The sequence below is a fragment of the Gemmatimonas sp. genome (genome assembly GCF_027531815.1).
In the GTDB taxonomy this organism is placed as follows: Bacteria; Gemmatimonadota; Gemmatimonadetes; order Gemmatimonadales; family Gemmatimonadaceae; genus Gemmatimonas.
In genome coordinates, this window is record NZ_JAPZSK010000010.1 from 250,111 (window position 1) to 270,741 (window position 20,631).

Consider the following 20,631-nt stretch of genomic DNA (forward strand, 5'->3'; position numbering starts at 1 on the left):
CGGATCATGGCGACGCGGAGCGGGTGCACGGAGACCGGGCGCGTCATGGCGCCATCTCCACCAGATCGCCCACATCGCCGTCGGCCACGCGCACCATCCCCACCACTTCGCCGCGTGTGTTGCGGACGGCGCGCTGCCCGTACTCCCGCACGGCTTCCGGTAGCGAGCTGGGAAGCGCGTCGTAGGCGGCGAGCAGTGCCAGCACGGCGGGGTACTGCGCACGCGGTGCCCCATCTTCGACCTTGAGCGCAAACCCGAGGCCGCGATCGACGATGCCGAAGGTATGCACGCCCTCGGCGCCGATCTTGCAGACCACGTTGCCACCACACGCCTCCATGAGCACCGTGTCGAAACGATCGGTGCCGCCTACCAGAAACGGGTGCGAGGTCATGGCGCTCACGACACGGCGGCTCGCGCCGTCGCCTTCCGCGGCCGCCTGCACGAGACGAGCGTACGACAGTGCCATGTTGGCCAACGGCAGTCCGAACACCGAGACGCCGCATCCATCGACGCCCACATGGAGACGTTCAGGGGCCAGCCCGCACCACTGCGCGACGGCGTGCCGACAATCGCGTTGCACGCGGTGCTGGGCGAGTTCGTACCCCGCGGTCGACTCGCCCAGCTGCACGGCGCGGCCGAGCATGGCGGCATGCTTGCCCGAACAGTTGTTGTGCAATCGGCCCGCACGCACCCCAGCTTCGCGGGCGAGCCGTACGCCGCGGCTCGCCAAGGGGTCGTGCGGGCCGCAGGCAAGGTCACCCTCTTCGAGGCCGAGCGTGGCGAGCATGCGCGCTGCCACCGCGACATGCTCCGGCTCCCCCCCGTGGGAAGCGCACGCCAACGCCAGTTCCTCCACGCCCCAGCCGACGGCGTCAAAACCACCGCTGCGAAGGAAGGGCATGACCTGGAACGGCTTGGCGCAGGAGCGCCACCACACGGAGAGCTCGGGGTCCCGTGCCGCGTCGACCAACGTTCCGTCAGCCGAGACGACCGCCGCGTGTACCCGGTGGCGCGACTCCACGACACCGCCCCGCGTGACGATGACGTCGAGCGACCGCGTCTGACGCGGTGGCCCGAACCCATTGCCGATCCCGGCGGAGGGCGCCCCCCCGCCGGAGCCAACATCGAAAGAATCAGGAATCCACACTCGAACAAGATAACCCCGGCCGTGCGCGGAACCGGGTGTTGGGGCGGTTCGCCGACGAAACCTTCAGGCGCGACGGGCAGCCAGCAGTACCCCGGTCAGTACGAGGCCCCCGCCCAGTACCGTCGCGCCCCCCGGCACCTCGGCGATGCCCGGTAGAAGCGCGGCGAGGATGGTGGCCCCGATGGGTTCACCCAGGGTCGTCAGATTCACGATGAAGGCGGGGAGGTGCCCCAGCGCCCAGTTCATCCCCGTATGGCCAAGCAGCATGGGCCCCGCGGCAAGGCCGGCGAAAATGGCCAACTCACGCGGTGGCTGCGGAAGCAGGGGCTTCCCGGCCAACTGCGTGAAGAGCAGACAGCTCACGAAGGCGGCTCCGTACACGAGGGCCACATAGGGCCAGAGCCCCAGCAGCTGGCGGATACGCCGACCGATGAGGTAATAGCCGGCAGCGGTGACGGCACCGAGCAGCGCCAGCAGGTCACCGAACAGTGCCCGTGATCCCGACGACCCATCACCCAGCAGCGCCGGGCCGATCGCCGCGAGACCGCCCGGCACGTCGGCCACCCCCACAATGAGCGCGCCCACCACGGCCAACACGATGCCGATCCATTGCCCGCGAGACGGACGCTCCTGCAGCCACAGCACACTGATGACCGCGATAATCACCGGCTGCAGATTCACGAGGGCCACGGACGCCGCCACGCTCGTGTAGCGGAGCGATGCATTCCACGACCAGAAGTGAATCGCCAACAGTACCCCTGCCCCGGTGGCGAACAGGTATTCGCGACGTGCCAGTGTGCGCCATTCGCGCCACCCCTTGGTCACGAGCAGCGCGGCCGCCACGATGATCATCGAGAAACCGAGCCGCCAGGTCGCGATGACCAGCGGATCGGCGTTCGACAGACGAATGAGCGGCGCCGCAAAGGAAATGCCGACGAGCGAGAGTGCCAGCACCACCAGTGGTGAGGCGCGCCGGGATGCTGCGGCATCCGGGGCGGGAGTCATGACGGGGGCGATCATCCCAGCCAAGCTACTGACGGAATCCTCGAACCGCTTACTTTTCCCGGATGACCCCCTTCATTCAACGCGAGCGCCTCGCGGCACTGCTCGCGGCGGGCCGGCAGCAGCATGTCGTGATCGTGGGCGATGCCATGCTCGACGTGTACCTGCGTGGCGACGTCGATCGAATTTCGCCCGAGGCACCGGTACCGGTCGTTCGCGTGCGTGACCGCAAGCTGGCGCTGGGCGGCGCCGCCAATGTCGCGCAAAATGTGGCCGCTCTTGGCGCTGGGTGTGATCTGGTGGCCGTGGTGGGGAACGATCGGGCCGGCGCGACGCTTCGGGAGCGGCTCGACGCGGGGGCCATGGAATCGCGCTCCCTCGTCACGGTCCCCCGGCCAACCACCACAAAAACACGCGTCATGGCGCGTTCGCAGCAGCTGGTGCGGTTCGATGAAGAGGACGACGCGGATCTCGCCCCCGAGGAGGTGGCCCGCGTGCTGTCGGCGATCGAGCGTGCACTGCCCCAAGCCACGGCGCTCGTACTGGAGGACTACAACAAAGGGGTGCTGGTCCCGGCGGTCATCGAAGGGGCCATCGCGCTCGCCCGCGCGCGCAAGCTGCCTGTGGTCGTGGACCCCAAGTTCAGGAACTTCTTCGCGTATCGCGGCGCCACCGTGTTCAAGCCCAACCGGCGCGAACTCGAGAGCGCCCTGGGAGCCGCGGTCGACCTCGACCACCCGGCCGCCCTGCCGGACACATTCGCCCGTTTGGGCGTGGAACACCTTCTGCTGACCCTCGGCGAACGTGGCATGGCCCTCGTGTCGGCCGACGGGGTGGTGCACCGGGTCCCCACCACGGCCCGCGAAGTATACGACGTCGTTGGTGCAGGCGACACGGTGACGGCGTATCTCGCCACCATGCTGGGAGCGGGGGCCAGCACCCTCGAGGCAGCCGTCGTGGCCAATTATGCCGCCGGCGTCGAGGTAGGCAAGCTGGGCGCCGCCACCGTGACCCCCGAGGAGGTGCTGGACGCCTTCGACGCCCTCCACGGCGTGCCATGACGGACTGGCGTCGGACGCGCCATCGATCGAGAATACAGTGTGGCGCGCGCGCATTCCCCGGCGTGTGGCACCGGTCCGGTAGCTTAGTCGGTTAAAGCAGTCGACTCATAATCGATCGATCGTGGGTTCAAGTCCCACCCGGACCATCGATAGCCGGCGCCGTACGGCCGGTGTGCGTTATCTGCGAGTCTGTTCCGTGGGGCTTCCCACACCAGAGTTGTCCGATTACGTTTTCGATCCGTCTCCTGAATACGGGAACGGAAACGGGCGCGTAGCTCAGCTGGTTAGAGCGCTGCTTTCACACAGCAGAGGTCCGGGGTTCGAGTCCCTGCGCGCCCACTCGTTCGAACGGCCAGCCGATCCCCAGGATCGCCTGGCCGTTCGTCGTTTCAGGGGAGAGAGACGGCCGGAACAGGTGCGGCAGGCCGCATACCGGCCTGCGTGACAATCACGCGCGCCCCCGCATGGCGGAGCCGCCCAATCGAGCGCTCGTCGAGACGCGCCCGCAGCACGAGCATCTCCTCCTCGGTCCGCTGCTCGAGGACCTCGCCATCACGGTGCACCTCTGCAATGAGGCGCCCGTTGGAGGCCGGGATGTGCACTTCCAGAATCGGGCGCAGGCTGCGCAGGCTGGACCGGAGGGAGCTGGTCAGTGTGTCGAGGCCGCCGTCGGCAACGGCGGAAACGAACAGCGAGTTCGGCATGAGGTTCGCCACACGCTCGCGCACCGCCGACAGCTGCTCCGCCGGTACCGCATCCATCTTGTTCATCACGTACGTGAGCGGACGTGACGACAGGCCGAGATCGTTCAGGACGCCGTCCACGACATCGCGCTGCTCCTCCCATGCTGGATGACTCGCGTCGATCACGTGGAGGAGGAGGTCGGCCTCGCGCGCCTCGGCCAGCGTGGCACGGAACGATGCCACCAGGTGGTGTGGCAACTTGCGGATGAAGCCGACGGTATCGGTCAGCAGCACGGTGTAGCCATCGCCAATGTCGACCTCGCGCGTGAGCGGATCGAGTGTGGCGAACAGACGATCCTCCACGAACACCAGGCCGTCGTTGGCGAGATGCCGCAGGATCGACGACTTGCCGGCATTGGTGTACCCCACCAACGCCACGCGAAAATGTGCATGCCGCCCCTGGCGCTGCACCTCACGCGCGCGCTCGACGTCGGCAAGCCGCTCCTTGAGGATGCGAATGCGATGCTGGATGAGGCGTCGGTCGGTCTCGAGCTGCGTTTCGCCGGGTCCACGCATGCCGATACCACCACGCATCTTCTCGAGGTGCGTCCACAGGCGGGTCAGGCGCGGCAACAGATATTCGAGCTGCGCGAGTTCCACCTGCATGCGGGCTTCGCTCGAGCGCGCGCGCGTCGCGAAAATGTCGAGAATGAGCTCTGCTCGATCCATGACTCGCGTCCGCACCACCGACTCCACGTTCTTGCCCTGCGCGGGCGTCAACTCGTCGTCGAAGATGACGAGGGTGGCCCCCAGCTCCTGAATGCGCTGCTTCAGTTCTTCGACCTTGCCGCTGCCGAGGTAGGTACCGGGGTGCGGTCGGTCGAGTTGCTGCGTGAGCGTGCCCACCACCTGCGCACCGGCCGTGTCCGCAAGGCGCGCCAACTCCTCGAGATGCTCGTCCACGTAATGCTTGGCACCACCGCGCTTGAATGGCGCGCTGACGAGGATCGCCCGTTCGACGGGGGGCGTGAGATTGATTGGCTCGCGACTGATGGCAGTAGACCGGTGTGAAATGACTCGGAAGAATCTACTTGCCGTTTCCGGCAACCGAGGAGTAGCGACCGCGTCGATCGTACGGTCGTGTGAAGTTGCCCAGCGGCGTGCCCACCGAGAAATCCCCGCGCACGCGGTAGTTGACCGTGCCCGACTGCAGAAGCGCCCGTCCGGCGGCGCCAAGCCCGGCGTAGGTGAATCGGACAGGCAGGCGCACAATGGAGGAGTCCTTCTCCGGCACCACGAACCGGCTGTCCAGCGCACCTTCACCGAGCTTGACCGAGTCTACGTCCACGAGGTAGGTCATCCTGATGGCGTCGAGCTTGTAGCCATTGGGATTGTACACCGACAGCACCACATCGACGCTGCCACCGGTGAGGCCGAGCCCGGTAATGGTGAACTCGCGGAGCTGCACATCGGGCTCCTGAAAGGTGGCACGTCCGAGCGCCGCACACCCCGTGGCACCGGCGACTACAGCGCCCATCATGAGCCCGCGAGCCGCCGATCTCCACCAGCGCCTAGTGGGGGCCGAAGCCGAGAAAGACATCACGAGTCACATCCGATGGTGAAAGAATGGAAAACCGACGCGGCCACGCCGAGAGCCCGCGCCATCTCCCCGTGGTACCCGATGGCACCCTCGAGTTCCCGACCGGCCTGAAGCGATCGCCGAGCGGTTATCGCTGCCGTCATCGCGTCAACGGCTGCTGGCGGTGTCATCGCGAGTGGGCGGACCACCTCGATCGGCCCACCACGCCAGGCGCTGGGCAATGCGCTTCTCTTCTCCGAACGCCCCGGGCTCGTAGTACACACGCCCCTGCAGTTCAGCCGGCTGGTACGGTTGGGGCACGAAGGCGTCGGGGAAGTCGTGGGGATACTGATACGGCATGCGGCGTGCCTCATCCGCGCGCAGATGCATCTCCGAGTTCAGCAGGTGCGCGGGAACGGGGAGCGCGGGGGTCGCTTCCGCCGCCTCGCGCGCAGCCGCCCACGCCAGATGCAGCCGGTTCGACTTGGGAGCCGTGGCGCAATACACGGTGGCCTGCGCCACGGCGCGTTCCCCCTCGGCCGGGCCAAGCCGGCGATACGCCTCCCACGCATGCATGACGATCCCCAGCGCGGCCGGATCGGCAAGACCGATATCTTCGGTGGCGATCGCCGCCAGGCGCCGCAGAAACAGCTGAGAGTCTTCCCCGGCGACGAGTGCCCGCGCCAGCCAGTACAGTGCGGCGTGCGGATCAGAGCCGCGACAGGACTTGTGGAACGCCGACATGATGGCGGTGCGATCGACGTCGACCCGATCGTACGCCACGACACGCACTCCCAACGAGGCGCTGAGCGCGTCGACGGTCACTTCCTCGCCATCGACAAGGGTCGTGGCAACCGCTTCGAGCGCGCCGAGGGCCCGACGGGCATCCCCGTCGCTCTGCTCCGCGAGCCAGGCAACGACGGTGGGCGACATCTGCAGTCGCCGCGTTCCCACCCCCCGGGCGGTGTCGGCGAGCGCCCGGCCGATGAGCATCTCGATGTCGCTGGCGGCAAGCGGCCGCAGGGCGTACACACGACAGCGGGACAGCAGCGCGCCAACCACCGCGAACGCCGGCACTTCGGTTGTGGCCCCGCACAGGGAAATGATGCCGCGCTCGACGTGCGGGAGCAGCGCGTCCTGCTGCGACTTCGCCCAACGATGGATCTCGTCCACCACCACCAGCGTTCGGCGCCCCTCGCTCTCCAGACGACGCTCCGCATCCACCACGATCTCCCGCAGGCGGGGAATGCCATCGGTTACGGCGTTGAGCACGATCACCGTCTGCGCCGTGTACCGCCCAATGAGGCTGGCCACAGTTGTCTTTCCCGTGCCGCTCGGGCCGGTGAGAATGACGCTGCCTACCGTGCCGTTGCGAATGGCGTCGCCGAGCGGGCGCCCGACGGCCAGCAGATGCTGTTGACCAACGACGTCCTCGAGCCGCTCCGGGCGCATGCGGGCGGCGAGCGGCTCAATGCGCACCGATGCGGCGAACAGCGACGCGCCAGCTGGCCCGGGCTTTCCCGCGCTCCGGCTCACAACTCGGTCTCGGTCAGCCGCAGCCGATCGGCCGCCGCGTGGAGCGCATGAGCGAGCTGTGTGTCCGGCCGCAGCAGGTCGCGCGTCGGCAGCCACACTGGTACGGCCATGTCAGGGCGCTCGAGTAGTCCGAGGCCATCGAGCAGATAGGTCCAGCGATCCGTGCGCGCATAAATCACGAGCAGCATCTCCGGAGTCAGCGTGAGCTGGTCACTATCGGTGAATAGCGACAGCTCCACGCCGCCGTACGCAGCCAGTGGCAGACGCAGGCGTCCCATCGCCTCCCGGACATCGGGCAGTGCCAGCAGGCCACCAGACCAGCGACGTGAGGAGCGGAGGTCGTGGATGTGCACGTCTACGGCGGGGTCCAGGTGCAGGGAGAGTGCATGCCAGCACTCGACGATGCGCTCGGCCGTGGCGAAGACGCGAATCGCCACGAGTTCAGGCTGCCGCACAACCACGAACCACTCGTCCGTTCCGCGAAAGCGTGACCGCTCATGCCGTACCAGCGTTGACGGCTCCGTCACGCCGGCGCTCCATCCTCGTGCAGCATGCTCCGCGCCCGCGCCAACAGCACATCCCGGTGGTTGATTGCCGGATCCGCCAGCACGAGGTCGAGGAGCCGCTGCAGCAACCGCCCAAGTGCCGGCCCCGCCGACACTCCGGCCTGCCGCAGGTCATCGCCATCGATGGCAAGATCGGCCACTTCGAGGGGTGCGCGGAAGGCAATGTCGTGGAGCGTGCGGTGCAATCGCCGGACCAGCCTCGGATCCACGCTGGCCACCCCCGCGCCCCAGCGCGCCGCAGCCAATCGCACGAAGGCACCCACCCGAAGACGCCCCACGGACGACGCCAGACGCCGCAGTGCCTCTGGGGACGGCAACGTGCCCGATGCCAGCGTCGCCCCCACCACCGCCCCGTGCCGGGACCAGCGTTCGACGAGGGTACTGATGATCGCGGTATCGTGATTGGAAGCGCGCAACGCCCGCAGGGCACGCGCCGCCTCATCACCACCGCCATGGCTGAACAGCGCCGCGAAGCGCAGCGCCTTGCGCAACGGTCGCGTAGCAGGACCGGGTATCGGCAAGAGGTCGATCGCACGCAGAACGTCATCGGGCACATGAGCCAGCGACGGTACCAGCGACGCGAAGGCGCCGGACTCACGCCATCGGCGCAGTGCCATGGAGGGACGACGGACCTGCTCCATGGTCTTGTCGAGCTCCTGCCGGACCCGTTCCGGCGACAGCCGCGTCAGATGCGGCGCACTCCCCACGATTGCATTCCACGTGGGTGGATCGATCGCGAAGTCGAAGCGTGCGGCGAATCGAATGGCGCGCAGGGCCCGGAGTCGATCCTCCCGCATGCGCGCTTCGGCGTCACCGACGGCGCGCACCACTCCCCGGGCCAGATCGGCGCGTCCGTCGAACGGATCATGAAGACGGCGCGCAATCGGATCGAAGGCGATGGCATTGATGGTGAAGTCGCGCCGCGCGAGATCCTCGTCGAGGGAGGCACCGAACTGCACTTCGGCGTGGCGCCCATCCGTCTTCACATCGTGCCGGAACGTCGTCACCTCATGCATGCGCCCCTCGCGATCGAGCACGCCGATCGTGCCGAACTCGATGCCGACCGGCACGGTCCGCTTGAACAGCCGCCGCACCTCCGGAGGGGTCGCCGAGGTGGCGAGATCCCAATCGAGGTGCGCGAGGCCGAGGAGGGCGTCACGCACGGCCCCACCCACGCACCAGGCTTCGAAACCCGCCGTCTGCAGTGTGCGGGCGATCTCGACGACCTGCCCCGGCGGGCGCAAGGGAGCCGCAGGCGATGGGGTCACCCGCAGAGCACGCTCCCGCCGTTCACATTGAGAATCTCACCGGTGATGTGGCGCGCCAGCGGGCTGGCCAGAAAGAGCACGGGTCCCGCGATGTCAGCCGGGCTGGCGACGCGCCCGAGCGGGATGCTCGCTTCGATGCGCCCCCGCCCCTCGGCGGCGAATGGGCGCGTCACCGCCTCCGTGTCCACCCACCCCGGCGCGATGCTGTTCACCGTGATGTCGCGCGGCCCCAGCTCTACAGCCAGTGACTTGACGAAGGAAATCATCGCCCCCTTGGAGGCGGCGTAGTCGGCATGCCCCGCTTCCCCGCGCTGTCCGGCCGTGCTCGAGATGAAGATCAGGCGCCCCCCTGCGCCCATGTGGCGAATTGCGGCGCGGGCACCGAAGAACATGCCGTCGAGGTTGGTGGTCACGGTGTGGTGCCATCGGGCATCGTCCAACTGTTCCACCGGAACCGCGACATCGGGCCACACGCCTGCGTTGCCCACGAAAATGTCCACGTGCCCGAAGCGCTCGACGGCATTGGCAACAAAAGCGTCGTTGGCCTGGCGCGTGGCGAGATCCCCCTGAAAGGCCACGGCGTTACGGCCAAGCGCCTGCAACTCATCAACGAGCTGTGCCGCCTCGCTGGCGCGCGAGCGGTAGGCGATGGCCACATCGGCCCCGGCGCTGGCAAGCAGCCGCGCACAGGCGGCACCGATCCCGCGCGCGCCGCCCGTGACCAGTGCCTTCTTCCCCGTGAGGTCAATCACAGCGTGGCCTCGATGGCGTCGCAGATCGCATGCTGAATGCACAGGTGAATCTCCTGCGCGCGATCGGTCCGATCGGTAGGCACCACAATGCACAGATCGGCACGTGCACGCAGCGCGCCGCCATCCTTCGCACTCAAGGCCAGCACTGCAACGCCCCGCTGCCGTGCCGCATCGGCCGCAAGCAGCACATTGGGCGAATTACCACTCGTGGAATGGATGATGAGCAGGTCACCGGAGCGCGCCAACGCTTCCACTTGCCGTGCGAACACCTGATCGAAACCGAAATCGTTTCCCGCGGCAGTGAGCAGTGAACTGTCGGTCGTCAGCGCGATGGCCGGGTAGGCTCGGCGGTTGCGCATGTAGCGCACCACGTACTCTGTGGCCAGATGCTGGGCATCAGCAGCCGAGCCGCCATTGCCGCAAAAGAAGAGCGTGCCCCCGCGTGCCACAGTGTCCTGCACCATGCCCAGCGCACGAGCAATCTCCCCTTCGAGCTGCATGGCGGAGCGCTCGGCCGTTGCGGCGAGCTCACGCAGGGCAGCAAGGAGAGGACCGACGGGTTCGTGCTGTTCCGACGACGTCATGAGGCGGCGTGGCGAAGAGGTCAACGGCGGAAAAATCGCTTGACGCGATCGAGGAGTCCGGCGCGCAACGGAGGGACGGGAATAGGGTCTTCGTCGTTGAGCACGCATGCGGCATTCGTGTGGGTCAATAACGCCACCTGCTCGTCCGCCCCGTGCGCCTCGAGCCATTCCCGGGCACTGGCGAGCGAACGCGCGTCACCGTGGTTGTCCGAAGCCAGCACATCGATGACACCGGCCGCCAGCATCTCGCGCGCCAATTCCGATGGCGCCCCCCGCCCCATCAGCATCGACGCGTCGGTTTGAATGACCACCCCGATCTTCCGCCACTCACGGACCGCGTCGAGCGTGCAGCCGAAGTACCGCTCAGGGTGGGCGAGCACCGGCGTCAACCCACTGCGTGCCAGACGCCGCAACTCAGCCGTCGCGCCTCGCGGCAGGCCACCTCGCGTGAATTCCACCAGCACGGCACGCGAGCCGCCCAGCGCCAGTTCCCTCGCGGTGAGGTCGATGTTGGGGGTGTCGAGCATGATCTCCCACCCCGGCTTCAATACGAGGCCCGCCGGCGCCCGCCGCTGCAATTCGGCGAGCAGCTCCCGGTGTTGCTGAATCGGCGCCTCGGCGGCATAGCTGGCACTGAGGTGCGGCGTACACACCAGCGTGGTGACGCCCTGCTCCGCAAATCGCTGGAGCACCGACACCGAGACCTCGAACGACGGTGATCCGTCGTCGACACCAGGGAGGAGATGGGAATGAATGTCGATCACGACCGCCTCCCGTTCCGGTTCACGTGCCCACTATTCCTGAAGCGCTGCCGGCAATGCCGCGATGCGCGCCATCGCCCGTGCGGCCCGCTGTTCCAAGCGTGCCGGATCGTCAGCGGCTGCCTGAAAGGCGTAGGTCACCAGGGCATCGACGGCCAGCAGATCGAGCGCGGTGGCTCGAGAGGTGGACCCCGACGTGAGCAGTGCATCGAGCAGTCGTTCCCCGGCATTGAGACAGGCTTCGGGCACCTCCTGCACCGGGAGCGCGGCCCAAGGTGCAACCAGCTCACACAGCCGCCCGTGCAGCGCCGGGGGCGGTACCGGGTCCATACGTGCCATCCACTCACCGACCGTCAGCGCCTGTGCCGTGCCGGTCGCGTTCGACGCCGATCCCGTCACGGTCACGGTCATTTCGCGTCCGCCAGGCGCGACACGATCTCGTTGGCAGCGGCCAGCGCGGTATCAAGCTGTGCCAGCTCCACGCCAGCCTGCGCCATGTGCGGCTTCCCACCGCCGCGTCCGCCAACGGTGGCCGCCACCTCTCGCACGATCGCGTCGGCCCGCAGCCCACGCTCGCGCACGTCGTCGGTGGCGACGGCCAGGAGCGCCCCCTTGCCGTCGGCAAGCGCCGCTCCCAATACCGCCACACCGCTGCCGAGCGCTTCGCGCACGGCGTCGCCAAGCGCCTGCAGCGACTTCGCATCAGGGACGTCGACGCGCGATGCCACGAGCCGGGTGCCCGCCACGTCGGTGGCCTTGGCGGCGAGTTGCTGCGCGAGCCCGCCCCCCTGCGCGCCCCCGCGCACGGCGTCCTCGAGACGCTTCTCGAGTTGCTTCCGCTCGTCGAGCAGGCCATCGAGCTTCTTCTCGATCTGTTCGCCCCCCGACGTCATCCCGCTCATGGGTACCTTGAGACGCGCCGCCACCTGCAGCAGCGCACGCTCCCGGTCGGCCATGAAGTGAAACGCCCGCGGACCGGCAACCGCCTCGATACGGCGCACACCTGCCGCAACGCCACTTTCGCTGACGATGCGGACGAGTCCGATTTCCGACGTGTTGCGCACATGGGTGCCGCCGCACAATTCAACGGAGAGCTTGGGAATCTCCACCACGCGCACGACGTCGCCGTACTTCTCCCCGAAGAGCGCCATCGCGCCCCGGGCAACGGCGTCGGTGTACGATTCTTCCTGAATGGTGACGGGCGCCGAGGCCCATACGCCAGCATTCACATCGGCTTCGATGGCCGCCAACTGCTCGGCGGTTACCGGACCGTGATGGGTGAAGTCGAAGCGCAGGCGATCGGGGGCAACGAGCGACCCCGCTTGGTGCACATGCTCACCCAACACCTTGCGCAGCGCCGCGTGCAGCAGGTGTGTTGCCGTGTGGTGTCGCTCGGTATCCTTGCGCCGTTCGCGCGGGACCGACGCGTGCGCGCGCCCGAAGGTGACATCGGCCGTGGCAGTGCCAATTGCCGCGATGCGCCCGTCCATCTTGCGCACTTCGGTCACCGACACCGACCACCCTTCGCCGCGGATCTCCCCCTGATCGGAGACCTGACCACCGGATTCCGCGTAAAACGGCGTCTCGCGCAGCATGACGGCAATGCGTCCGTCGGCGAGCTGACGCACCGCCGTGACCACCGAGTCGACCTCGATCACCTCGTATCCCACGAAACGCCCGAGTGCTTCGGCATGCTGCTGATCGTGCGTCCACTGCGTCGGATCGGCAAAGTCGTCGGCGCTTACGGTCAACTGCTTTGACTTGCGCTCCTCCTGCGACTGCTTTCGCTGCGCCGCCAACGCCTGCTCGAAGCCGGAGATATCGACCAGATAGCCGCGCTCTCGCGCCATCAGTTCGGTCAGGTCGATCGGGAAGCCGAAGGTGTCGTACAGGCGGAAGGCGTCTTCGCCGGAGATGGTGCCGCGGATCCGGGACGAACCCTGCGTGGAGCTCTCCGGCGCCATTTCTTCGAAGCGCGTCATCCCGGCATCGATGGTCGCGAGGAACCGCTCCTCCTCCGCCCTCGTGGTTTCGAGGATATGCTTGCGGCGCACATGCAACTCCGGATACGTATCGCGCATCGACTCGATCAGCGTCTCGACCACATGCACGAGCGTCGGCTCGCGACGACCCAGCAACCAGGCATGCCGCACCGCACGTCGCAGAATGCGACGGAGCACGTAGCCGCGACCGTCATTGCTGGGGAACACCCCATCTGCAAGCAGAAACCCGACCGCACGCGCGTGGTCGGCCAACACGCGGAACGACGCCGGATCGATTTCCTTCCCCGACGCATCGTGGGCCTTGCCGAGCCCGACTCCCGGGCGGTAGGGGTACTTGATGCCGACAATCTCCTCCACCTTGGTGATCAGCGGCCGGAAGCCATCGGTGTGAAAGTTGTTGGTCACGCCCTGCATCACCGCGGCGATGCGCTCGAGCCCGGCGCCGGTATCCACAGACGGCTGCGGCAGTGGTACCAGCGTACCATCCGGCTGCCGGTCGAACTGCATGAACACGAGATTCCAGATCTCGAGGAAGCGCCCCGCCTCGGCACCTTCGACGAAGGCATCGAGGGAGTACTCCACGAGGTCGGTGTTGGTCCATTCGCCGGACGCATCGGCCGGGAACGCCCAGTCAGCGGCCATCTTCGCGAGATCGACGTAGATCTCGGTACACGGGCCGCAGGGACCGGTGTCGGCCATTTGCCAGAAGTTGTCCTTCGCGCCCAGACCGTAAATGCGGTTGTCCGGAAGGCCGGCTTCCTCCTTCCACAGCTGTCGCGCTTCGTCGTCCTCGTGGAAGACGGTTACCCGGAGGTGCTCACGCGGAATCTTGAGATCCTCGGTGACGAACTCCCACGCGAACCGAATGGCCTCTCGCTTGAAGTAGTCGCCAAACGAGAAATTGCCCAGCATCTCGAAGAACGTATGGTGGCGCGCCGTGTGCCCGACCTGTTCGAGGTCGTTGTGCTTGCCGCCGGCGCGGACGCACTTCTGTGACGTGGTGGCCCGACGTTTCCCGTCGGGCGCCTCTTCCATGCCGAGAAAGACCTTCTTGAACTGCACCATGCCGGCGTTGGTGAACAGCAGGGTCGGATCGTCGGCAGGCACGAGCGCGGAGCTCGGGCGGACGGCATGGCCATTCTTCGCGAAATAGGCCAGGAATCGGGCGCGGATATCGGCAGCGAGCATAAGTCCTGCAATATAGCCGACTTGGGGTGCGACTGAAACGCCCCGTCCTTACCCTGCGCGTCGTGAATCCAGCACCGATCGCGCCACGCGCGCGGCAATGCCGGCGGCAAAGCCCCGACGCAGCAGGAAGCCCTGCAGCTTGCGGCGCGCCGCGACGGGATCGGTCGTATCGAGCGTCCGCGCCCGCTTCTCGGCCGCCGCGCGGCATGCCGCGTCCTCATCGAACGCGTCGTCGTGCATGGCACTGACCACGGCCTCGTGCACCAGCGGCGCCGCCACGCCCTTTCGCCGCAGCCGCTGCTGAATGCGCGCCGGCGCCTCCCCCCGCCGAAGTCGCGACGCGGCCTCGGCCTGCGCAACGGATTCGTCGTTGAGCAGGCCGGCCGCATCGAGCCGATCAAGCGCTTCCCGCACCTGCATTGCTGTGCCTTCCCGTCGACGCATGCGCAACTCGAGTTCGCGGCGGGTGCGTCGGCCGCGAGCGAGCGCGTCCAGCGCCCAGTCGGCCAACGAGGTTACGGCGTGCTCATGCTGCAGACGCCCCAGGAGCTCGGCCGCCATCAGCGCCCCAATCCGCACGGCGCCGGTGTCGGCAAGTACCCCGGCCGGTACGAGGAACTGCTGCCCATCACTGAGGGTCAGCAAGAAGCGGCCAGGGCGCCGCGGCGACTCCCGGAGCGCGGTGACATGAGGTGACGGCGACGGAGACTGTTCCATAAGGAGAAAAGAGCCGAGGGGCTACTCACGATGAGCCGTGGTGATCCGGGCACCACTTCCCACCGCGAGCGACCCCTCGGCCCGCATTCCTGCGCATCCAGCCGCGCGAAGAAACTGCGGTCAGTCTTCTCCCTCGTCAGCTCCGCCGGTCGGCGCCGGCGCGTTCACACCGAGCACCACTTTCACCTTTTCCTCGATTTCCGCCATGAGCACCGGGTTGTCCTTGAGGAACAACTTGGCATTCTCACGCCCCTGTCCGATGCGCTGCGATCCGTAGCTGTACCACGCGCCGGACTTGTCAATGATTCCGGCTTCCACACCGATGTCCACCAGCAGCGACGTATGGCTGATCCCCTCGGCGTACATGATGTCGAACTCGGCCTGCTTGAACGGCGGCGCCACCTTGTTTTTCACCACCTTCACACGCACGTGTGAGCCGATGACATCCTCCTTCTCCTTCACCGGGCCAATTCGGCGAATGTCGAGGCGCAGCGACGCGTAGAACTTGAGCGCCTTGCCGCCAGTCGTGGTCTCGGGGTTGCCGAACATCACGCCGATCTTCTCGCGCAGCTGGTTGATGAACACCACCGACACCTTGGAACGCGCAATCGCCCCCGTAAGCTTCCGCAGCGCCTGGCTCATGAGCCGGGCCTGCAGGCCCACGTGCGAGTCGCCCATGTCGCCCTCGATTTCCGCCTTAGGCACCAGCGCTGCCACGGAGTCGATCACGATGACGTCGACCGCACCGGAGCGCACGAGGATCTCGCAGATCTCGAGCGCCTGCTCACCGGTGTCAGGCTGCGAGATGAGCATGTTCTCGACATCCACGCCCAGCTTCTTCGCGTACTCGGTGTCGAGCGCGTGCTCCGCATCGATGTAGGCGGCAACGCCACCGTTGCGCTGCGCATTGGCCACAACATGCAGACAGAGCGTCGTCTTGCCGCTGGACTCGGGGCCGTAGATCTCGGTGATGCGCCCCCGCGGGATACCGCCCACGCCGATGGCCGCATCGAGATTGATGGCTCCGGTCGGGATGGACTCGACGCGCACCTTGGCGTCGGTCCCCAGCCGCATGATGGAGCCCTTGCCGCAGCTCTTCTCGATCTGCGCAACCGCAAGCGCCAGGGCCTTGCGCTTGTCGTCTGTGATTACCGAACCCGCCATGTGAACCGCCGTGGTAAGGGGTGGAAGCTGCCATGCCCTGGCTCGCGAGAATCTAGGGAGAACGCGAACAGGACCAAGACCCGAATAAACTACGAAGAAAGCGCGATGTGGACAACTCCTGAATTCGACCGGATTCAGGACAGTTGGAAGGCGTTTGGCACGTGACAGACCCGGACAGAACGACCGAGAACCAGCACGCCGACCACGTCGAAGCGGTATTCGAGCGAAGATGTCCCGAACCGGTCCGCCCAGATCATGGCCGAACGTATCAGTTGATTCCGCTTGCGGTGGTGCACCGCCTCGAGCGGTGACCCGAACGCCGGACCACGCCGAGCCTTGACCTCGACGAACGCCACCACATGCCCATGGCGCATGATGAGATCGATGTCCCGGTGGCCGCAGCGGAACCGATGGGCCACCAGCTCCCACCCCGACCGAATGAGCCATCGCGCCGCGATGCGTTCACCCAGCAGCCCGAGATCCTGCCGCGCTTTCGTCATGCCTCACGGTACATGGCCCCTCTGACAATTGCCGCACCATTCCTGCGGCGCCCCTACCCCCGCGACGCACCGCACCGTCCGCGGCGCACGGGTATACGGTGCCCGTTCAGCGTTCGCCGCGGACCGCCAAGATGCGCGCCGGATCGTCGCTGATGATGCCCTGCACGCCGCTCGCCCAGAGGCGACGCGCCTGAGCCGGGTCATTGACGGTCCAGACATGCGTCGCCACGCCATGGGGTCGTGTCGTCCGGGCCAGCGTGGCCACCGGCACCGGGATCCCGCGGTGCCACGGCGGAATGCACAGCGCGTGGAACCAGGGGTGGGCGATGGGCCGACGGAGGAGCGCCGGTATCAGCAGTGCGGCCACATCTGGCGTGCTGGCCCCCAACGCCAACGGCGCACCACGCAGCGGCCTCGTACTCTCGGGGTCGAATCCCGCCACGATCACGCGCCCGGCCAGTCCGTGTCGTTCGATCGCCAAGGCGAGCGCCGCCGTCGCCGCTGGCGTCTTGATCTCGATGATCAGGGGCAGGTCGCGCGGCAGCGCCTCGATGACCTCGTCGAAGCGGGGAATGCGAAGCCCCCGCCCTCGCCACGGGAAGTGACGACCGTCGGAGGTGAAGCGGGCGCCGGCATCCACGCCGCGCAGCTCGGCCGCCGTGTAGCCGGCCACCGCCCCCGCCCCATCCGTCGTGCGATCGAGGGTGAGATCGTGCAGGAGCACCAGTTCGCCGTCGCGCGTCACTTGCACGTCGAACTCCAGCGCATCCGCGCCGACCGCCACGGCCGAGAGCAGACTCTCCAACGTGTTTTCCGGTACGTGCGCCCGGTTGCCACGATGACCGATCACCGGCCGGGCATTGAGGTCGAGCAACAGCATGTTCAAAGCTAATGTGCCGGAGGGCGCAGTGACACGAGGACGCGCAAACGGGGCGGCCCCAATGGGACCACCCCGCTGCAACTCACACCGACGCGATGTGAGGGGACGCGTACCCTGTCCCCGACTTCCCCGGGCTCAACGGGCCCGGATCAGAAGGTGTACTGGATGCGCGTCATGAGCATGCGACCGATGTCCGGCGCGCCCGGGAACGTGCGCACGCGGTTGTTGAACACGTTCTGTCCGCTGAGCGACCACATCAGCTTCTGGTCCCCGAGGGTGAACCGCTTGGTGAGCTGGGCATCGACCTGGAACGCCTCTGGTACGCTTTCGTAGCAAAAGGTCCCGGCCGGAGCAGGCGAGCACCGACCCGCTCCACCGGAGGCCGACGGGGTCGCTCCGACCTGACCGGCGGCAATTGGGAAGGCAAAGCCGGTCGCGTACACGCCCGAGTTGACCTGGTAGGACTCGTTGTAGCGGGTCCGGAGTTCGAGCCCGATGCCGTTCGACGTGTTACTGTAGCGGGCCCCGATCGAGCCGCGCGAACCCGGCGAATTGGACATCAGCGGCAGGTTGTTCCCCCCGTTGATGCCGTCGAAGATAGTCCGGCTCTGCCAGCTGTACATGAAGTCGAAGGTCAGGAGATCGGAGGCCACGACTTCAGCCGCCAGATCCAACCCGTTTACCCAGATGCTGGACCCGCCGCTGGCGGCGGGCAGATAGGTCGCATACACGGCATTCGGGGCGCTGTTGCCGTTTGCAAAGGTGACGACACCCAGCGGGACCGCCGCCACGCTCGGTGTGAGCGCCGAGGCCACACCCGACGCCAGTGCCGCCGCCGTCGCGGGGATCTGCGCCGCCGGGACGACGCCGGCAAGCGCCTGGGCAAAGTAGGCGCCCAACTGCTGGCCGAGGTAGCCGCCCAGCTGTTGCGGGTTGCCGAAGAAGACATTCGGAGTCGACAAGGCAGCGGGGGTGCCGATGTCGCCGCGCTCCTGGGACCAGAACGAGGCGTCGAGGCGGACCCGGTCCTTGATGATCGCCTTGTAGCCCACCTCGAACGTGTTGTTGAAGGCAGCGGCCAGAGGGGCAATGTCCGTCAGCCTGGCGGGATCGACCGGGACGGTGGCACTGGTCAGGTACGAGACACGGGTCGCGAGGTCGGCGTTGGTGGGCGTCCGGGTGCCGAGAAACTGCACGGCCCCAGCGGCCAGCTGCTGCGCAACGGCCGCAGGGAAATTGGCCGACAGCGCCTGGGCGATCCCGGGGACGAGGCGAGGGCTGAGCGCTTGCACCGCCCCAGGGAACGCCGCCGCAGCCGATGCCCCGACAAAGTTCCCCTGACTGGCGAAAGCCGACCGCATGCAGAAACCGCTGTAGGCGCTCGCCGAGCCGCAGCTGCGGTTGTACTGCCACCCTTCCTTGGGCGGGTTCCCGCGAGCGATCACGTCGTAGCCAGAGCCACCGATGTTCCGGGCCTGCACGAGATCGAGGAAGAAAGCGAAGTTTGCCGGGGTCTGGAACGCCCGGTTGTACGTGAAGCGGATGTTCTGCGACTCGGTGGGCTTGATGATGAGCGCTGCCCGCGGCGAGAAGAACTGCCCCTCGATAACGTTGTTGCCGTCCCCGCGCGCGGCCAGCACCAGTTCGAGTTGCTTGATCGGCTTGGTGGACGACTGGATATAGGCCCCGTACTCCGTGACGTTGTCCACATCTTCGTTGCGCCCGTTGATCGTGTTCCCCGTGCGCGGATTGGTGAAAATGTAGTCGAGGCCGTAGGTGAACGTCTGCTTCTTGCCGACGTCGAATCCATGCTGGAGCTGGGCCGCCATCACACGTGACTGGTCAACGATGGGCTGTCCCGAACGGAGCAGGAAGGTGCCGCGATCGTCGGTCGCGGACTCGTTGCCCGCGTTGTTGGAGTTCAGGAACGCCTGCACGAAAAGCCGGTTCCAGCTGAATCGCTGCTGGGCGGTGAGCATCGTCCAGTTGCGGATCTGGGAGGACCCGTTGGCGCCGGTCATTTCGATGGCGTTGCCGACCCTGGTGTAGCCCACCGTGGTAATGGCCTCGACGCCATCTGCTGGCCGCACGTCCAAGCGTGCTTCACCACTGGTCCTCTCGAGGCTGAAGTCGCGGGCGTTCGGCCGGCCGGCCCGACTGGCAGGAACCCCGGTCGCGGGAAACACGGTGGGTTCGGACCGGTCGTTGTATTCCCAATCGTTGCCGCGCATGTACTCGCCGGACAGCTTGAACGCCATCTTGTCATTCAGCTTGCTGGCATGACGCAGGCCGGCCCGGAGCACCGAGCGCTCGCCGCCGTCGAGGCTCACCGTGGTCCCCTGCGAGGCAAAGGGCGACTTGGTGATCACGTGAAGCACACCGTTGCCGCTGTTCGGGCCGTACAGCGCCGACGCGGGGCCGAGCAGCACCTCCATGCGGTCGATGTCCTCGTTCGTCCCCGTGAAGAGGAACGGCACGTTCACGCGCAGCGACGGGACGCCGGCGAAGCGGTAGTCCTGCAGCATCAGCATCGAACCGCTGAAGGCGTTGTTGAAACCGCGCGACACGATGTTGGCCTGCGCAATACCACCCTTGTTGATGTTCACACCGGGCTGCGCCATGAGGTGATCGGCGACCGTAACCGCCGGCCGTTCCTCGATGCGCTCGCTCGAGATCACCGAAATCTGCGCCGGCGCATCGAGGGCCTTCTCGGGACGCGAACGGCTGGCGGTCACCACCGTCTGCGACAGTGTCGTCGTGGCCTGCGCCAACGCGAAATCCACGGTCTGGCCGGGGCGAACGTTGGTGACGGACTTGCGCTCGTACCCGATGAGGCGCGCCGACACCGTGTAGGTACCGTTGGGCAGGTTATTGATCCGATAGCTGCCATCGGCGCCGGAAACGGCTCCATAGCGCTGGCCGGCGGCCAGTTCGGCACTGATGCCGACGTTCTCGATGGGCCGCCCGGTGGAAGCGTCGGTGATTTTTCCGGAAATGGAACCGCCTTGGGCTGCCAGGGGGGAGGTCACGACGGTCGCCGCGGCAACGGCAAACACCACCGCCGCCAGCCTGCGTCGGAGCAACTGGTACATCTCACACCTCGAGAGGGAGGAAAGACAACGAGGGTCGGCGCGCGCGCAAACGGTCACGCGCAAGGGAGGGAGTCCGAAGGTCAAACGCGCCATGGGACCGACGGTCAGTCACAATGTCGAGTGTTGCGGCGGGATGAGTCAATACCCG

At 66.9% G+C, this 20,631-nt stretch carries 18 protein-coding genes and 2 tRNA genes; 3 read left to right on the plus strand and 17 right to left on the minus strand.

Annotation, left to right across the window (positions count from 1 at the left end):
* Positions 1-43: 43 nt before the first annotated feature.
* Together O9271_RS13770 and O9271_RS13775 are read right to left on the minus strand one after the other, a co-directional pair.
* Positions 44-1,147 (minus strand): asparaginase, encoded by a 1,104-nt coding sequence (locus tag O9271_RS13770; protein ID WP_298270743.1) that lies wholly within the window; start codon positions 1,145-1,147, stop codon positions 44-46.
* Positions 1,148-1,210: 63 nt separating this feature from the next.
* Positions 1,211-2,167: a DMT family transporter gene (locus tag O9271_RS13775; protein ID WP_298270745.1), complete on the minus strand. Its 957-nt coding sequence runs from the start codon at positions 2,165-2,167 to the stop codon at positions 1,211-1,213.
* A 47-nt stretch (positions 2,168-2,214) separates the two neighbouring features.
* Here O9271_RS13775 and rfaE1 point away from each other — a divergent pair, with 47 nt between their 5' ends.
* The 3 genes from rfaE1 to O9271_RS13790 all read left to right on the plus strand — a co-directional run bounded on the left by rfaE1 (position 2,215) and on the right by O9271_RS13790 (position 3,549).
* Positions 2,215-3,210: a D-glycero-beta-D-manno-heptose-7-phosphate kinase gene (rfaE1, locus tag O9271_RS13780; protein WP_298270748.1), complete on the plus strand. Its 996-nt coding sequence runs from the start codon at positions 2,215-2,217 to the stop codon at positions 3,208-3,210.
* A gap of 72 nt (positions 3,211-3,282) precedes the next feature.
* Positions 3,283-3,356: transfer RNA gene (locus O9271_RS13785), tRNA-Ile, on the plus strand.
* Between the two features lie 119 nt (positions 3,357-3,475).
* Positions 3,476-3,549: transfer RNA gene (locus O9271_RS13790), tRNA-Val, on the plus strand.
* 50 nt (positions 3,550-3,599) lie between these two features.
* On the opposite strand, the gene hflX is transcribed toward O9271_RS13790, so the two are convergent.
* The 15 genes from hflX to O9271_RS13865 all read right to left on the minus strand — a co-directional run bounded on the left by hflX (position 3,600) and on the right by O9271_RS13865 (position 20,483).
* A complete protein-coding gene (gene hflX / locus O9271_RS13795; protein ID WP_298270750.1) occupies positions 3,600-5,000 on the minus strand; it encodes a GTPase HflX in 1,401 nt (466 codons plus the stop codon).
* Positions 4,981-5,433 carry an LEA type 2 family protein gene (locus tag O9271_RS13800; protein ID WP_298270753.1) on the minus strand — a complete coding sequence of 151 codons (453 nt, stop codon included), beginning with the start codon at positions 5,431-5,433 and terminating at the stop codon, positions 4,981-4,983. The genes hflX and O9271_RS13800 overlap by 20 nt, the downstream gene beginning before the upstream one ends.
* A 207-nt stretch (positions 5,434-5,640) precedes the next feature.
* The gene (locus O9271_RS13805) at positions 5,641-7,008 is read right to left on the minus strand and encodes a replication-associated recombination protein A (RefSeq protein ID WP_298270756.1); all 1,368 of its coding nucleotides are present in this window, start codon (positions 7,006-7,008) and stop codon (positions 5,641-5,643) included.
* On the minus strand, positions 7,005-7,535 hold the full coding sequence (locus tag O9271_RS13810; protein ID WP_298270757.1) for a hypothetical protein: 531 nt from the start codon (positions 7,533-7,535) through the stop codon (positions 7,005-7,007). Before O9271_RS13810 ends, O9271_RS13805 begins: the two co-directional genes overlap by 4 nt.
* A complete protein-coding gene (locus O9271_RS13815) occupies positions 7,532-8,842 on the minus strand; it encodes a hypothetical protein (RefSeq protein WP_298270760.1) in 1,311 nt (436 codons plus the stop codon). Before O9271_RS13815 ends, O9271_RS13810 begins: the two co-directional genes overlap by 4 nt.
* A complete protein-coding gene (locus O9271_RS13820) occupies positions 8,839-9,594 on the minus strand; it encodes a glucose 1-dehydrogenase (RefSeq protein ID WP_298270762.1) in 756 nt (251 codons plus the stop codon). The genes O9271_RS13815 and O9271_RS13820 overlap by 4 nt, the downstream gene beginning before the upstream one ends.
* Positions 9,591-10,178 carry an SIS domain-containing protein gene (locus tag O9271_RS13825; protein WP_298270765.1) on the minus strand — a complete coding sequence of 196 codons (588 nt, stop codon included), beginning with the start codon at positions 10,176-10,178 and terminating at the stop codon, positions 9,591-9,593. Before O9271_RS13825 ends, O9271_RS13820 begins: the two co-directional genes overlap by 4 nt.
* Before the next feature lie 20 nt (positions 10,179-10,198).
* On the minus strand, positions 10,199-10,942 hold the full coding sequence (locus O9271_RS13830) for a CpsB/CapC family capsule biosynthesis tyrosine phosphatase (RefSeq protein WP_298270767.1): 744 nt from the start codon (positions 10,940-10,942) through the stop codon (positions 10,199-10,201).
* 30 nt (positions 10,943-10,972) lie between these two features.
* Positions 10,973-11,350: a hypothetical protein gene (locus tag O9271_RS13835; protein WP_298270769.1), complete on the minus strand. Its 378-nt coding sequence runs from the start codon at positions 11,348-11,350 to the stop codon at positions 10,973-10,975.
* Positions 11,347-14,130, minus strand: a complete 2,784-nt coding sequence (alaS, locus tag O9271_RS13840; RefSeq protein ID WP_298270771.1) for an alanine--tRNA ligase — start codon at positions 14,128-14,130, stop codon at positions 11,347-11,349. Before alaS ends, O9271_RS13835 begins: the two co-directional genes overlap by 4 nt.
* A 48-nt stretch (positions 14,131-14,178) precedes the next feature.
* Positions 14,179-14,847, minus strand: a complete 669-nt coding sequence (locus tag O9271_RS13845) for a regulatory protein RecX (RefSeq protein ID WP_298270774.1) — start codon at positions 14,845-14,847, stop codon at positions 14,179-14,181.
* Positions 14,848-14,967: 120 nt separating this feature from the next.
* Positions 14,968-16,011: a recombinase RecA gene (gene recA, locus O9271_RS13850; protein WP_291261803.1), complete on the minus strand. Its 1,044-nt coding sequence runs from the start codon at positions 16,009-16,011 to the stop codon at positions 14,968-14,970.
* Between the two features lie 134 nt (positions 16,012-16,145).
* Positions 16,146-16,511 (minus strand): YraN family protein, encoded by a 366-nt coding sequence (locus O9271_RS13855; RefSeq protein WP_298270777.1) that lies wholly within the window; start codon positions 16,509-16,511, stop codon positions 16,146-16,148.
* 106 nt (positions 16,512-16,617) lie between these two features.
* On the minus strand, positions 16,618-17,391 hold the full coding sequence (locus O9271_RS13860; protein WP_298270780.1) for a glycerophosphodiester phosphodiesterase family protein: 774 nt from the start codon (positions 17,389-17,391) through the stop codon (positions 16,618-16,620).
* A 149-nt stretch (positions 17,392-17,540) separates the two neighbouring features.
* A complete protein-coding gene (locus tag O9271_RS13865; RefSeq protein ID WP_298270783.1) occupies positions 17,541-20,483 on the minus strand; it encodes a TonB-dependent receptor in 2,943 nt (980 codons plus the stop codon).
* Between the last annotated feature and the right edge of the window lie 148 nt (positions 20,484-20,631).

Bases quoted from the DNA above. Each gene is read 5' to 3' on its own strand.
- O9271_RS13775 (WP_298270745.1), bottom strand. From the start codon at position 2,167: ATGATCGCCCCCGTCATGACTCCCGCCCCGGATGCCGCAGCATCCCGG.
- rfaE1 (WP_298270748.1), top strand. From the start codon at position 2,215: ATGACCCCCTTCATTCAACGCGAGCGCCTCGCGGCACTGCTCGCGGCG.
- O9271_RS13800 (WP_298270753.1), bottom strand. From the start codon at position 5,433: ATGATGGGCGCTGTAGTCGCCGGTGCCACGGGGTGTGCGGCGCTCGGA.
- O9271_RS13825 (WP_298270765.1), bottom strand. From the start codon at position 10,178: ATGACGTCGTCGGAACAGCACGAACCCGTCGGTCCTCTCCTTGCTGCC.
- O9271_RS13835 (WP_298270769.1), bottom strand. From the start codon at position 11,350: ATGACCGTGACCGTGACGGGATCGGCGTCGAACGCGACCGGCACGGCA.
- alaS (WP_298270771.1), bottom strand. From the start codon at position 14,130: ATGCTCGCTGCCGATATCCGCGCCCGATTCCTGGCCTATTTCGCGAAG.
- O9271_RS13845 (WP_298270774.1), bottom strand. From the start codon at position 14,847: ATGGAACAGTCTCCGTCGCCGTCACCTCATGTCACCGCGCTCCGGGAG.
- recA (WP_291261803.1), bottom strand. From the start codon at position 16,011: ATGGCGGGTTCGGTAATCACAGACGACAAGCGCAAGGCCCTGGCGCTT.
- O9271_RS13855 (WP_298270777.1), bottom strand. From the start codon at position 16,511: ATGACGAAAGCGCGGCAGGATCTCGGGCTGCTGGGTGAACGCATCGCG.
- O9271_RS13860 (WP_298270780.1), bottom strand. From the start codon at position 17,391: ATGCTGTTGCTCGACCTCAATGCCCGGCCGGTGATCGGTCATCGTGGC.
- O9271_RS13865 (WP_298270783.1), bottom strand. From the start codon at position 20,483: ATGTACCAGTTGCTCCGACGCAGGCTGGCGGCGGTGGTGTTTGCCGTT.